Origin of the sequence: Dolichospermum heterosporum TAC447 (genome assembly GCF_024584745.1) — a bacterium.
Lineage (GTDB): Bacteria > Cyanobacteriota > Cyanobacteriia > Cyanobacteriales > Nostocaceae > Dolichospermum > Dolichospermum heterosporum.
In genome coordinates, this window is sequence record NZ_CP099464.1 from 1,205,848 (window position 1) to 1,220,490 (window position 14,643).

Annotated in this window: 11 protein-coding genes and 3 pseudogenes; 9 read left to right on the plus strand and 5 right to left on the minus strand. The window is 38.1% G+C overall.

Translation table 11 applies throughout. The annotated features are described in order from the left end of the window. The first annotated feature begins 3 nt into the window (after nucleotides 1-3). The 3 genes from NG743_RS05455 to modB all read left to right on the plus strand — a co-directional run bounded on the left by NG743_RS05455 (nucleotide 4) and on the right by modB (nucleotide 3,855). Complete coding sequence (locus NG743_RS05455; RefSeq protein WP_193963132.1) at nucleotides 4-837, plus strand: M56 family metallopeptidase; 834 nt, start codon at nucleotides 4-6, stop codon at nucleotides 835-837. 383 nt (nucleotides 838-1,220) lie between these two features. Beyond that, entirely contained in the window at nucleotides 1,221-2,015 is a 795-nt protein-coding gene (modA, locus tag NG743_RS05460) for a molybdate ABC transporter substrate-binding protein (protein ID WP_027404519.1), read from the plus strand. Between the two features lie 43 nt (nucleotides 2,016-2,058). Then, nucleotides 2,059-3,855, plus strand: coding sequence for a molybdate ABC transporter permease subunit (gene modB / locus NG743_RS05465; protein ID WP_257121653.1), 1,797 nt, complete (start codon nucleotides 2,059-2,061; stop codon nucleotides 3,853-3,855). 405 nt (nucleotides 3,856-4,260) lie between these two features. Here modB and NG743_RS05470 read toward each other — a convergent pair whose 3' ends face one another. Together NG743_RS05470 and NG743_RS05475 are read right to left on the minus strand one after the other, a co-directional pair. Further along, nucleotides 4,261-4,926: an N-acetylmannosamine-6-phosphate 2-epimerase gene (locus tag NG743_RS05470; RefSeq protein WP_027404517.1), complete on the minus strand. Its 666-nt coding sequence runs from the start codon at nucleotides 4,924-4,926 to the stop codon at nucleotides 4,261-4,263. A gap of 633 nt (nucleotides 4,927-5,559) precedes the next feature. After that, entirely contained in the window at nucleotides 5,560-5,868 is a 309-nt protein-coding gene (locus NG743_RS05475; protein WP_027404516.1) for a YkvA family protein, read from the minus strand. Nucleotides 5,869-6,054: 186 nt separating this feature from the next. On the opposite strand from NG743_RS05475, the gene NG743_RS05480 reads away from it, so the two are divergent. From NG743_RS05480 to NG743_RS05500, 5 genes are all read left to right on the plus strand, one after another. Continuing rightward, nucleotides 6,055-6,897, plus strand: coding sequence for a MotA/TolQ/ExbB proton channel family protein (locus NG743_RS05480; protein ID WP_027404515.1), 843 nt, complete (start codon nucleotides 6,055-6,057; stop codon nucleotides 6,895-6,897). After that, complete coding sequence (locus NG743_RS05485; protein WP_027404514.1) at nucleotides 6,887-7,519, plus strand: ExbD/TolR family protein; 633 nt, start codon at nucleotides 6,887-6,889, stop codon at nucleotides 7,517-7,519. The genes NG743_RS05480 and NG743_RS05485 overlap by 11 nt, the downstream gene beginning before the upstream one ends. 112 nt (nucleotides 7,520-7,631) lie before the next feature. After that, nucleotides 7,632-8,624 (plus strand): zinc-dependent alcohol dehydrogenase family protein, encoded by a 993-nt coding sequence (locus tag NG743_RS05490; RefSeq protein WP_027404513.1) that lies wholly within the window; start codon nucleotides 7,632-7,634, stop codon nucleotides 8,622-8,624. 16 nt (nucleotides 8,625-8,640) lie between these two features. Beyond that, entirely contained in the window at nucleotides 8,641-10,929 is a 2,289-nt protein-coding gene (locus NG743_RS05495; protein ID WP_152540515.1) for a pentapeptide repeat-containing protein, read from the plus strand. 581 nt (nucleotides 10,930-11,510) lie between these two features. After that, nucleotides 11,511-12,383 (plus strand): S-methyl-5'-thioadenosine phosphorylase, encoded by an 873-nt coding sequence (locus NG743_RS05500; RefSeq protein ID WP_027404511.1) that lies wholly within the window; start codon nucleotides 11,511-11,513, stop codon nucleotides 12,381-12,383. 159 nt (nucleotides 12,384-12,542) lie between these two features. Here NG743_RS05500 and NG743_RS05505 read toward each other — a convergent pair. Together NG743_RS05505 and NG743_RS05510 are read right to left on the minus strand one after the other, a co-directional pair. After that, nucleotides 12,543-12,638 (minus strand): annotated as a pseudogene (locus NG743_RS05505) (coproporphyrinogen III oxidase); the annotation flags it as partial. A gap of 119 nt (nucleotides 12,639-12,757) precedes the next feature. Then, nucleotides 12,758-13,270: a hypothetical protein gene (locus NG743_RS05510; RefSeq protein WP_027404510.1), complete on the minus strand. Its 513-nt coding sequence runs from the start codon at nucleotides 13,268-13,270 to the stop codon at nucleotides 12,758-12,760. A gap of 176 nt (nucleotides 13,271-13,446) precedes the next feature. Here NG743_RS05510 and NG743_RS05515 point away from each other — a divergent pair. Next, a pseudogene (locus NG743_RS05515) lies at nucleotides 13,447-13,614 on the plus strand (magnesium-protoporphyrin IX monomethyl ester (oxidative) cyclase); the annotation flags it as partial. A gap of 34 nt (nucleotides 13,615-13,648) precedes the next feature. On the opposite strand, the pseudogene NG743_RS05520 reads toward NG743_RS05515, so the two are convergent. After that, nucleotides 13,649-14,433: pseudogene (locus NG743_RS05520) on the minus strand (Uma2 family endonuclease). Nucleotides 14,434-14,643: the final 210 nt, after the last annotated feature.

Below are 14,643 nucleotides of genomic sequence, written 5' to 3' on the forward strand. Positions count from 1 at the left end.
ATTATGCACTTACTCATGATTATCACCGCTGTTACCATTGCTTGGTGGTTGCGATTCTTTGGCAAAATTCCCCAGGGAAATTGGCATTTACGCTGGCAGAAAACCCTATTTTTATTCCTTTTTCCCCCCTTACTCATCTTCATGACAGTCACCTCTGTAGTCTGCATGGGGACCCAGGGAAAAATGGGGGGAATGTATACCGACTCTTTTAGCTATCTCCTCGCCTTAATTTTTCTGGGATTTTTTAATATCTTTGGTATCAAACTAGCTTTCCAGGGTTGGAAAGCCATTAAATCTGCCCGTGAATGTCCCCAAATTACCCTAAATGGTAAATCTGCCCGACTCCTAGAAACTCAAGCTTTATTTGCTGGACAAATGGGTTTTTGGCAACCTGAATTAGTCATTAGTCAAGGACTACTACAAATTCTCTCTCCAGCCCATCTAGAAAGTGTTTTAGCCCACGAACAAGGGCATTATCAGTATAGGGATACGTTTTGGTTCTTTTGGCTGGGCTGGATGCGTTCTTGTACCGCCTGGTTGCCGAATACCGAGCCTTTATGGCAAGAATTGTTAGTTTTGCGAGAATTACGGGCTGATAGTTACGCCGCATCACAAGTAGATCCTCTAACACTAGCAGAATCTTTATTATTAGTCGTTAGTAACAACTCCATTACCTCAGATATTTGTTGTGCAGCTTTGGGTACAGGCGATCGCTTGGAACAAAGAATCGAAGCCCTATTAACACCACCTGAACCAATATCAGTAGCACAATTACCCTCCTGGCGGATTTTTCTCCTCGCCTTTCTCCCCCTAATTACCGTCATATTTCACACTTGAATGATTTCCTCTCTATTTTATAGAGAGGAGGAAAAAACTCAATTGATACAACTACCAATTAAGTTGGTAAATATTATAGATACTTATTCAATAATCTAGCAAAAAGTAATCTTAAATACAGTTTTTGTCCAATTTTTAAGATAAATCATCTGAGATAGGTTTATTTTCCAATACTTGTCGGTTAAGGAAATGTAGGTTGGGTTGAGCGATAGCGAAACCCAACATTATCAAGGATTTTGTGGGGTTTTGAGGCTTAACCGAGCAGTATTGGTTTATTTTCTCAATGCAGTTTTACCAAGATAATTGGTAACTAATATAGTAATCTTGGTAAAAGTATACCAAGTTAACACCAACACTAAAAATTTCCCCCATCCTGTTTACCAATGAAAAGCAGAAAATTATTAGTCTTTATTACTACAGCCTTAGTCACTTTGCTGCTGACAATTGGCTTACCCAGCCTAATTTCATCGCCGATTTTCGCACAACCTAATACAAATTTAATTATATCCGCCGCTGCTAGTTTAAAAGAGGCACTAGAAGAAATTAAACCCCTTTACCAACAAAGTAAAACAAACGTCAAAATAAATTATAACTTTGGTAGTTCCGGTGCATTACAGCAGCAAATAGAACAAGGTGCGCCGGCGGATATTTTTATATCTGCGGCAAAAAAACAAGTAGATGCTTTAGAACAAAAAGGACTTTTGGTGGTAGGAACTCGGAATATCATCGCTAAAAACAAATTAGTTTTAATAGTCCCTAAAAATGCCGCTGGTATCACTAGTTTCTACAGTCTCAAAGATGCCAAAGTCAAAAAAATCGCCATTGGTGAACCCAGAACTGTACCCGCAGGACAATATGGACAACAAGTATTAGAAAAGTTAAAAATTTGGTCAGAAATTAAATCAAAACTGGTTTTTGCAAATAACGTGCGTCAGGTTTTAGCATCTGTAGAAACTGGTAATGTTGATGCAGGGTTAGTTTATATAACGGATGCTAAAATCTCTAATCAGGTAAAAATTGTAGTTACAGCCGATGAAAAATACCACTCTCCCATTATTTATCCCTTAGCAGTTGTTAAACGTAGCAAAAATGTTGATACTGCTAAAGAATTTTCTCAATTTTTATCTAGCAATCAAGCCAAATCCGTATTCAAAAAATATGGGTTTATTCTGCCTTAGTCATAATTGAGTTAATTAAGTAACAAACATCTTTATTAAAACTATGCCACAGGATTTATCACCGCTTTGGATATCGTTAAAAACGGCTTTATTAGCAACATTTATTACTTTTTTCTTGGGTATATTTGCTGCTTATTGGATGTTGGGATATCGTGGTAAAGGTAAATCCTTAATTGAGGGGATATTTGTCGCACCGTTGATTTTACCCCCCACTGTGGTTGGGTTTTTACTGCTGATATTCTTTGGGAAAAATGGTCCAGTGGGTAAACTACTAGAACCGTTCAATACGACAATTGTATTTACTTGGTATGGTGCGGCGATCGCTGCTATAGTAGTTTCATTCCCATTGATGTATAAAACTGCATTAGCAGCTTTCAGTCAAATTGATACCAATTTACTGCGCGTAGCCAGAACATTAGGTGCGAAGGAATTGACAATTTTTTGGCGCATTAGTTTACCCCTAGCATTTCCGGGGATTATTGCTGCTACCACCTTAGCATTTGCGCGGGCTTTAGGTGAATTTGGGGCAACTTTGATGTTAGCAGGAAATATCCCTGGACAAACGCAAACTATACCAATGGCGATATATTTCGCAGTAGAAGCTGGGGCAATAAATGAAGCTTGGTTTTGGTCAATTACCATGATGATCATTTCCCTTTCAGGGATTATTCTAGCTAATTTTTGGCAAGAACTTGCATATAAATCAAGATTGACAAAACCATCTCAAAAGCAAATAGAATTAGCAAATAAATCTTCTTTATTATTAAAAGATTATTCCCCAAATGGCTTATTTTTAGATATTGACAAAAGACTCGCTAATTTTCATCTTCAAGTTGCCTTAAATACTAATAATCAACCATTGGGATTATTGGGAGGTTCTGGGGCAGGAAAAAGTATGATTTTGCGTTGTATTGCCGGCATAGAAACACCAAATAAAGGACAAATAGTTTTAAATAATCGGGTATTATTTGACTCAGAAAAGAAAATTGATCTACCCATTCATCAACGCCGAATTGGTTTTTTATTCCAAAACTATGCCCTATTTCCACATATTACTGTGGCGGAAAATATCGCTTTTGGCATACCCAAATCTGTAAATGTTAAGGAAGAGGTAGAAAAGCAGTTAATAACTATGCAATTACAAGGATTTGGCGATCGCTATCCGCATCAACTTTCCGGGGGACAACAGCAACGGGTAGCATTAGCTAGGGCTTTAGCAAGCAAACCAGAAGCACTACTTTTAGATGAACCATTTTCCGCTTTAGATACCCATCTCCGCAGTCAATTAGAACAACAAGTTACTGAAATTCTCGATGATTATTCTGGAGTAACTTTATTTGTTACTCATAATATGGAAGAAGCCTATCGGCTATGTCCCAATCTATTAGTATTAGAACAGGGAAAAGAAGCACATCATGGTTCTAAATATGAGATTTTTCAACATCCTGCAAGTATAAATGTCGCCCAACTTACAGGTTGTAAAAACTTTTCCCGTGCTAGTATTTTATCTCCTCAACAAATAGAAGCAATTGATTGGGATTGCACCCTCCAAGTCAGAGAAAAAATGCCTTCAGGATTATCTCATGTTGGTATTCGCGCTCATCATTTAATTTTCACTAAAGATCCGCAAAAAGTAAACACCTTTCCCTGTTATTTAGTGCGTACCAGTGAAACACCTCACCGCATGACAGTATTTCTCAAACTACATTCTTTTGGTAATCATCCCCATGATTATCACTTACAAGGAGAAATATATAAAGAAAAATGGGAAAATATTCAAAATCAACCTTTTCCCTGGTATGTGCAATTAGAACCTTCGCAATTACTCTTAATGGATTGACACTCTCAGAGGATGTTTGAAAAGTATCAGAATTAATCGAGATCCCCCCAACCCCCCTTACAAAGGGGGGCTAAATTCCTTAAAGTCCCCCTTTTCAAGGGGGATTTAGGGGGATCTGCGGGTGTCAGATCCCACACGAAAAAGTTTTCAACCAACCTCTCAGGTCTAAAGACACTGAGATTCTTTAATCAAGACTCCCCTGATGTAAGTAATTGGACAAAAATATTTACAGTCATTGCGAGCGAAGGGAAGCAATCACAACCCTTGCGATTGCTTCATTTCACTTCGTTCCATTCCCAATGACATTGTGTAATTAATTCTGTCTCACTACTTAGCGGTATGCACTTGAATAAGATACATCATAAGCCCCCTCCTTGCTTGCGGGGAGGGGTTATTGTCTTTCACTCAGCCAAGAACCGCTATATAAGCTTTAACTAACAAATCAATTCCAGTAATTGCCCCACCAACAACAACAGCATTAGCGCCTAAATCCAAAGCTTTTCTAGCCATTTCTGGGGAAGAAACACCACCTTCACAAATCACAAAAGTATCCAGATTTTCTACGATTTGGGTGAGTAATTCCCAACCAGGAGGAGAAAAGTTTTGAGTTGCTGTTGTGTAGCCAAAAAGAGTAGTTCCCACAATATCCGCACCGGCATTAACAGCTAATTGTGCAGCCTCGTAAGTATCTACATCTGCCATAACTGGCTTATTTAACTGCTGATGAATTAGAGTAATAATATCTGCCAACTTTTCATCACCGGGGCGATTTCTCGTAGTAGCATCTATGGCAATAATATCTGCACCTGCTTCAGATACAGCCACAGCATGATGAAATTGTGGTGTAATATAAACATCAGAACCAGTTATTACTTGTTTCCAAAGTCCAATAATCGGAACTTGGACTTTTTCCCGCACGGATTGAATGTGACTGGGCGTGTCAATTCTTACAGCTACAGCCCCATTATTCACTGCTGCTTGTGCCATTGCAGAAATTACATAAGGATCATGTAATGGGGAGTTTACAGGTGCTTGACAGGAAACAATTAATCCTTTGGGTAAATTAGTCATGTTTTATTTTTAATTGTAAGGGTAAATACGGAAAAACCTATCTAAGGATTATGTTAATATGGGGGCAAAATTAAGGATATTCCTGACTGAAAAACAAGATATACTCAAAACGGCTAGAAGCTGGACTTTTTTTATCATACAAATGTTTTAAAAGTGGTATTCCGTAATTTTCATCACATTGCTACCCCCCTTTCCCCTTGTAAAGGGGGAAAACAATAAAAATCCAGTTCCCTCCCCTTGTAAAGGGGAGGGTTAGGGAGGGGTAAAAATATTTGATAAGTAGTGAGACAGAATTAATTACACAATGTCATTGCGTAAGCGTTGCCTGGCGTTAGCCATATCATCTCATTCCCAGTCAGAGACTGGGAATGAATTCTAGAAGGCTCTGCCTTCAATAATATTAGAGGCAGAGCCTCATCAACTGCGTTCCTAGTCAGAGACTAGGAACAAGATGTGGTAGGGATTTGAGCTTAAGTTGACACCAATGAAGCTCTTGCTTTACCCCTACACATCTGGGTTCTTTGTCATCTAGCAAAAGTTTAAATCTCACCCGTGTTTAGTATAAAACTGTTCCCTATTCCCAGTTAAGAGTTCCCTGTTCCCTGCCCTCACAGACAACTTATTCAGCAAACCCTACTTAACAGGGATAGAATCAACATCCACAGTTTCGGCAGCGGCATGATTAGCCGGATTGGTGGTACTATTTTCTACGGTTCCTTTTTTTGCCTTCCAACCATCAAGAACTAAGGAAGAAACTTCGGAAACGAATAAACTCAACAGTAAAACATCGTCAATTTGACCAATAATAGGAATAAAATCTGGAGAAATATCTAAAGGGCTAATTAAATAGGCTACTGTGCCGATAATTATCCACCAACGGTATTTAGGATTGCGTAGTGTGTTCCGATACCATGTATACAGGGATTGAATTGAGAAGTTCATTCTTAACCTCCAGTGATTTTTTTATTTTGGCAAATAATCATTTAAACTCCCGGTGGGAATAACCGCCATATTGTGTATAGAAGATGTTACTCCTTAGTAATTAATCAGAAAAGTTTGTGAGTAATGCAAAACTCTTTAAAATGAAAATGCCTTGACTACTCGGAATGGAGAGAGGAAACCTACACAGTGGATATTTTAGATTTGTTTAAGAAGGGCGGGCCTGCTATGTGGCCTTTGCTAGTTTTGTCAGTTCTATCACTAAGTGTGATTTTTGAACGTCTATGGTTCTGGTTACGGATTCTTGCCCAGGAAAAAGAAATAGTCAATCGGGTTATAGATGCTGCTGGTGAGGATTGGGGAATCGCTGAAGCAATGGCTGAACAAGCTATAAAACAGCCCGTTGGCAGGTTTTTATACGCACCCTTAAGCTTGCAAAAAAACGATCCAGAAACCTTTAGATTAGCCCTAGAATCCACCGCAGCCGACGAAATAGCCGGAATGCGTCGGGGTGAAAAACTTTTAGAAGCGGTGATTGCCCTTTCACCACTGTTAGGATTATTGGGGACAGTTTTAGGTTTGATTCGTTCTTTAGGTGCAATTCGTATTGGTGATTTGGGAACTGAATCTACAGCCGGTGTCACCACAGGGATTGGGGAATCGTTAATTAGTACAGCAGCCGGATTAATAGTAGCGATCGCCAGTTTAGTATTCTACCGCTTATTTCAAAGTTTTGTTGTTAACCAAGTTAAAATTTTCAACAAAGCCGGCAATGAATTAGAACTGCTTTACCGTCAATATCCTCCCGAACCTAAAATAATTAACACGGGCAGATTCTCGAAACGCACCTCTACAAATTTCGATTCATCTTCTCAGCTAGAATCAAGAACATTTATTCAAGACCCAGAAAATGACCCAAATAAGCCAATTGATAATTACGATTTAAACCTTGTCAATTCAGCAAATTTGCCCGATAACAAGGTTGATGATGCCAATTTGAACTTTGGAGAAAAACCAGAAGATGAAAGTTAAGCTAGAGACCCCCGGTGAAGACCTTCAGATTCAAATTATCCCCCTAATTGATGTTGTTTTTTGTATTCTGACATTCTTTCTATTGGCAGCTTTACAATTTACCCGTCAGCAAGCAATTAATGTTGACTTACCCAAAGCTAGTACAGGCGAAAATTCTGCCGCTAATTCCCAAATTAAAAGCAAAATATTACCTGTAACAATTGATGCTATTGGATTAACTTACATCGAAAAAGAACCTGTGAAACGGGAGGAATTAGAAGCACGTTTAAAACAATACATCCAAACAAATCCAGACGGGATTTTAGTATTGAATGCGTCGCGGACAGCTACTTATAACGACGTAATTCAAACCTTAGACTTGCTGAGAAAAGTAGGAGGAAATCGTGTATCTTTGGGAATTATCCCCGGTTCATCTCAACCATTGACAAATTTACCCAATTTCCCTACTCCTCCCATACCGAATAATCCCACCAATCCAGAAATTAACTCACCGGAAAATTTGAGGTCTTTACCACCGATTAACCCTAATCCCTTACCCACGCCTGGAAACGGAATTAATTCTGGTACTTTACCTCAAACACCTGTAACACCAGGAACAAATAATTCTTCTCCTCAAAATTAAACCCATTTTGTCAGATATTTCGGATATTTTCTCCCCATATTTTCCTGAAAAATTAGGAAGTTATGGGGATATTTTTAGGTAAAATTAAATAAGTGTATCTAAGAGAAAAATTATGAAAGCAATATTAATGACCGCAGTAGGTAAACCAGAAGTTTTAGAACTACAAGAAGTTCCTCAACCTATACCAACAAATAAAGAAATCTTAGTCAGAATTTTCGCCGCCGGTGTTAATCCCATTGATACTAAATTACGACAGCGGGGGACATTTTTCCCGGAACAAATGCCAACTATTTTAGGCTGTGATGGTGCAGGTATAGTAGAAGCTGTGGGTAATGATGTCCAAAAATTTGGCGTTGGTGATGAAGTATATTTTTGCTATGGTGGTTTGGGTGCAAGTCCAGGAAATTATGCTGAATATATCATTGTTGATGAAAGATGTGTGGCATTGAAACCCAAATCTGTTTCTTTTGCACAAGCAGCCGCAGCACCTCTGGTTTTAATTACTGCTTGGGAAGCTTTATATGAACGGGGAAGACTTGAACCAGGACAAAAGGTATTAGTTCATGCTGGTGCGGGTGGTGTTGGTCATGTGGCTATTCAATTGGCTAAACTCAAAGGCGCTGAAGTAGCGACTACGGTGAGTTCACGAGAAAAGGCTAATTTTGTCACTCAACTTGGTGCTGATAAGGTGATTTTTTACAAAGAAACTGATTTTGTCGCATCTGTATTAGATTGGACTAATGGTGCAGGTGCAGATTTAGTTTTTGATACTGTGGGTGGTGATACCTTGGAAAAATCTTTTCCCGCAGTGCGACTTTATGGCGATATTGTGACTATTCTAGAACCAAAAGCTAACACTGTTTGGAAAGTTGCTAGAACCAGAAATCTCCGCATTAGTTTAGAACTAATGCTAACACCGTTGTTGTTAGGAAATATGGAATTATTAACACATCATGGGGATATTTTACAAGAATGTGCTAATTGGATAGATGCAGGGAAGTTAAAAATTGAAGTTAGTCAGACCTTCCCTTTAGCCTCAGCCGCAAAAGCACACGCTTTAGTGGAAACTGGTTCTGTCCTGGGTAAGGTTGTTTTATTGAATTAATCATTAAGTAGGGAATTTGTTGAGATTATTTTGTCACCTTAGCTATTTACAAAGATGGGATTTTTCTCACCTTTGGCAAATAAAAAACACGGTTAAAAAAATCAACTTATTATCTGCGGAATTAGGAAAAATCATCATATCTAAGTCCGCAGTCATAAGTTTTGTTTGTATATTTGCTATATTTTTACTTCCTGTTCCTACTTTTGCAGTTCCCAACGAACCTATCACTTTAACTTGGGAATTATTACAAGAACGAGTTAAAACACCAATTTTACGAGATGGTAATTTAACTGTAGATTTAAAAAAAATGGTGATTGATTTACGTCCAGAAAATGCTATTTTTCGGGATAATTTTTATCAATTACTCAGAAAAGAATTACAAAAAACTGGGGCGACAGCTTTGGGTTTAGATTTGAGTAATTCTGTAATTGAAGGTGATTTTTATGGCAGTGATTTGGGTTTACGAACTCCTCTTTATGCTCAAGGAATAGCCCAAATTTTCACACATACAGAACAGCAACAGTTAGAAAGTTTACGTTCAATATGTTTGCAATCTTTAGCAAGAGCTTTTCCTAATGCTAAAGATTGTAAATCTTTGTTGAACAATCAGTCCAATAACTCTAGTAGTATTGCTGTATTTCGCGGGGCTTTAATTATGGTAGGAAGTCGTTTTAATGGGGAAGTAAAATTCCCGAATACGTTCTTTCTCCAACCTGTAAATGCTCAAGGGGCAAATTTTTTAAAACCTATTAATTGGGACGAATCCAGATTTGGTAGAACTGTGAGTTTTAGTGGGGCTATTTTTCACGCCCTGAGTAGTTTTGAAGGTAGCATTTTCTTTGAGAAAGCCAACTTTCAAAATATTAAGTTTCTAGATACTGCTAATTTTCAAGGTGATGTATTTTGTGATGATGTAAAATTTAATCAAGGAAAATTTCAACAAGTAGTTAGGTTTAATAGTAGTTATTGGCAAAAAAAAGCTGATTTTTCTAGTGCTATTTTTAATAATCAAGTTAATTTTAATCAGGTGAATTTTCATCAATCTTTATTAATGAAAGATGCTATTTTTAAGCAAGCTCTAATTTTTAGAGAATCTGAGTTTAATGAATCTGTAGATTTGCAGAGTGCAAGTATTCTCAATCAAGCTGATTTTAGTGATGTCAAGTTTGCAGAAGCAGCATTTTTAAATGTTTCTGGGTTGGTTTTTAATTCTAATCAAGCAAAAATTTTAGGTAATGTTGGCGAAATTGGTAAAAAGTTGATTGTGCTAAGATTACGAGGTAATCAAAATATTTTGCGGAATTTAAGTCAAAATTTCCGGTTACAACAGCAGGTTAGTGATGCAAATCAGTTGGAATATACGAAACAACGGTTAAGATTAATTGAATTAAGTCATCAGTTGTTAGCTATCAATATTAATACTGCTGCTGTGAATAGGTTAATAAATTTAGGTTTTTCTGCAACTCAAGCGGCTGAAATTAATCAATATCGTCAAATTAAACATTTTCGGAATATTAGCGAGTTACTAGTTTTACCTGATGTGGATTTGGAAATATATAATCAGTTAAGGGAGAGAATTGTTGCTACTGAACCTCTAGTTTTTAGTGGGTGGTTAGTTAAATCTTTAAATTGGTTGTTATTGAGTTTATTATTGTTATTGAGTGGTTATGGGACAAATTTTTGGTTAGTATTTGGTGTGGGTGGTGTAGTTATTTCCTGTTTTGGTGTATTATTTTGGTTAGTTGATCGTTGTCGTCGGTTGTCTCCTGTAGCAATTATTCCTAGATATTATGAAACTGTTTGTATATTATTGAGTTTTATTGGTTCAATATCTGGTAGTTTATTAGCAATTTTTCGGAATTCTGGTAGTCCTTGGTTAACTTTATTGTGTTTATTTATGATTATTTTTCCCCTACCGGGGATTTTATTGTGGCGACTTTATAAACAAGGGCGTTATCACGATTTAATGGATGTTTCTTATTTTCGAGAAGATGGAACATTAAGACAGCTAAGATTATTAATTGGGAGATTACCCGTGATTCCTAGAAATCCCAGTTTTCGGGAAAGATATATGCCGCTATTATGGGATAGGCGTTGGAATTGGCTGAATTATTATGATTTTAGTTTGAATAATTTGGTGAGATTAGGATTTAATGATATTCGGTTACGTGATGAACATTTACCAGGAATTATTTCTATTTTGGCTTGGTATCAGTGGAGTTTAGGGTTACTTTACATTATTTTAGCGGGTTGGACACTTTCGCGGACAATTCCTGGATTAAATTTATTAATTTATCTAAAATAAGTTAAATATCCCTAATTTTTTGAAAAATTCGGAGATTTTTATATTCGTGTCCCTACACCCGGATTTCTCACAAATTACAGCAAATTGTCATCAAACCCGGAACAAGAACCCCACCCCCAACCCCCTCCAGTATCAAAAGCTTATCCTTTTCTTCCCCCCGCTGCGGGGGGATTTAGGGGGGTGCGATGAGGGGGCTAAGATGTACCTTATATGATTGGAAATCGCTGTAGTAAGTAGGTGAACACAATAAAACCAAACTCTGTAAGTAGTGAGACAGAATTAATTACATAATGTCATTGCGTAAGCGTTGCGTTAGCCATATATAACGGAGTGAAATGAAGCAATCGCCAGGGTTGTGATTGCTTCCCTTCGCTCGCAATGACTGTAAATATTTTTGTCCAATTACTTAAAGAAACGTAAAATCTCTGAAAACTTCTTTACTCTTGCCTATTGCCTATTGTCTTGCTATAACGACAATTTTCAACGCCAACCTGCTTATCTGTGAATTTTGTGCATTTATCAAGGGACAGTTTTTAGGTAAAATTACTTGTGAGTTCAATTAGTGAGAAATTAGATAGTTTATGACCATAGCTAGAATTGGAATCATAGGTGGAAGCGGGTTATATAAGATGGAAGCACTGAAAGATGTGGAGGAAATAGAGATTTCTACCCCTTTTGGTTCACCGTCAGATGCGATTATTCTCGGAACTTTAGAGGAAACTCGCGTGGCATTTTTAGCGCGTCATGGTCGTAATCATACGTTGTTACCTTCTGAGTTGCCATTTCGGGCTAATATTTACGCGATGAAGCAATTGGGTGTAGAATACTTAATCTCTGCGAGCGCTGTGGGTTCTTTGAAGGCTGAAGCTAAACCCCTAGATATGGTAATTCCTGATCAGTTTATTGATCGAACCAAGAATAGTATTTCTACCTTCTTTGGTGAGGGAATTGTGGCGCATATTGCCTTTGGTGAGCCGATTTGCCAGAATTTGGCTGGGATTTTGAGGGAGGCGATCGCTTCTTTAAATTTACCAGATGTCACGTTACATGATGGTGGTACTTACGTATGTATGGAGGGACCGGCTTTTTCCACTCAGGCTGAATCTCATCTCTATCGGAGTTGGGGTGCTACGGTAATCGGGATGACAAATTTACCCGAAGCAAAGTTAGCCAGAGAAGCGGAAATCGCTTATGCAACCTTGGCGCTGGTGACGGATTATGATTCTTGGCATCCCGATCATGATAGCGTGACGGTGGAAATGGTGATTGGGAATTTACACAAGAATGCGGCGAATGCACAAAAGGTAATTCAAGAAACTGTGAAGCGGTTAAGTGCAAATCCCCCTGCTAGTGAGGCGCATTCGGCTTTGAAGTATGCGATTTTGACGAATTTAGCAAATGCACCAGCAGCAACGAAAGAGAAGCTGGCTTTGTTGTTGGAGAAGTATTTGTAAGGGAATAGGGGATTGGGGATGAGGGTAAAAATAAAATGCAGCTTTTATTCATCAAAATCTATTTCTTGTGGTTACGATGTAAGCGATGTCCAGCTACCCAAAAAATCGGTCTACATTGGATGGATAATGCTCCTCAAATAGATTCTGCTCTACCATCAGTAAACCAAATATTGTTCCCCGGTCATAGACTAAGTTAAATTCAACGTAACGACCTCTACGGTATAATTGGAATTGTTGGAATTGACGCTGGCGATCGCATTCCCCATAACTCCAGAAAAGCGATACATCAATCTTAACATTTTCCTGATTTGTTTAGAATCAGGATGTCCAGGATTAAAGGATTTATAGGATGGAGATTGACATTTTTTTAATCATTAATCCCACCAATAAGTAATAACCACAGCATCTCGCTGTTGCCAAAGCGACTCACCTTCCAAACCTGCTTCCAATCTCATTCGTAACTGTCGCCTAAGTCGCAAACCATACTCTTCATTATTACCATCAGTAATATCCACTGAATCTGCACGCCACTTTTTACCCAAATCCAAAAGCTGAGACACAATAGTATCTTGGTTTTCTGTCAAAATGTACAGAGTATCTCCAGGATAAGCTACAAAGTGTATTGTACTCGATTCTGGCATTGGGCGATAATTTGCCATTGCCAATAAAGTATCTACCAAACCACCAAAACTTAAACCATTTTCATCTGGTGCAAAAATTGGTTTCGTAAACAGAAAACTTGCCCATAGATGAGAATATTGACTAAGATCCCTAATCACCTCCTCCCCATTAAACTCATTAAAGCGACGTTGCCACATCAAAGCTGCAAAAAGTTCCTGGGGACTGTATTCTTGAGCTAGGGTTTGAATGTTGGCTAGGTTTAACATAGAGAATGAATAACAGTTTGATTAAGTAGGTTGGCGTTAAAAATTGTCGTTATGGCAAAGGAACGGGGAACGGGGAACAGAAAAGAGGTTTTCAGCCTCCTAATTATAGCAACGGTCAAGGTAGTTAGGACATGAATTGTTCGTGTCAACTAGAGGTGGGACTCTCCCCAAGCGATAATCGGCATCATTTTGTTAGAGATGAAGAATTTGAACAGTCGTGGGAACATATTGATGGGGAAGCAAGACGAGCTTTTATTGAATATTTGGAACGTTCTTGTATTTCCGAGTTTTCGGGATTTTTGTTATTTAAGGAATTATCACGAAAGGTAAAAGCAAAGATCCCCGACTTCTTTAAGAAGTCGGGGATCTGAATAAAAGTTAGTCAGAAATGCCAGCATCTCGCAGGCGTTTCTCTAACTGTTCCAAGCGTTTTAAGGCAGTTTCTTTAGCAAGTCGTTCTTGGTTAACTTGGCGTTGAGCAGTTTCTTTTGCTAGTCGTTCTTGTTCTTTAGCAAGTCGTTCTTGTTGCACTAACTCAGAACCCCAAAGTAGCAAATTACCATCTTGATCCCACCAGCGTAACCAATAACCTTGACGGTTTTCGCGTTTTCCTTGCCAAACACCAATAAATAATTCCATTTCAGTTAACCAATAACGGTTATTTTCATCTGAGGAACGCAATTTATAGTGTCCATGTTCATGCAAGTGATATATTTCTAATTCACCAATATCTGGTTGAAAAATGATGTAGTTAGGAACTTGTAAAACTTGTTCATAATAAAACCATTTTCCAGGAGGATAGGTGTGTTTATTAGAATATTCACTACCATCTGGATCAGAAAGAAATTCCATTACCACCGCTGGAATTTGTCCCTGTTTGTGGGGGTGTAACTGCGTTGGATTTGTTCTCTAGGCACTGTAATTTGCGGCACGTAAGCCCAGTCAGGGGCTTTGATGACAAATTTATCATTTACTGTGGCGCAGATGCCGTAATTGGTGGTAGCAAGGGCAGTTTCTGGAAGTTTGCCAGCAAGTTCTAGGCTTTCTGTGAGTGCTGCTGCCAGACTGGGTTGATTGACATTATCCACAGGTTCATCGTCTAAAATGAAGTCTTCGGGTAAGAGTTCCCAAGTGATTTTGGTGGTCGAAGCACTTACAACCATAGGAAACATAAATAATAGATTAAATTTTAGTATAGCTTGTCATGGATATGACTGGGGATGTTAGATTTTAGATTAAAACAATTGGGTAATTCCAAATCCAAAATCAAGTGACAATTAACGAAGTTTAGATATTTGCATTTCTAAAGTAAGGATTCAGGCTACAGAAAACTTGATATAGCAGAGAAAATAAAAGGAAAATATTCTTTATTC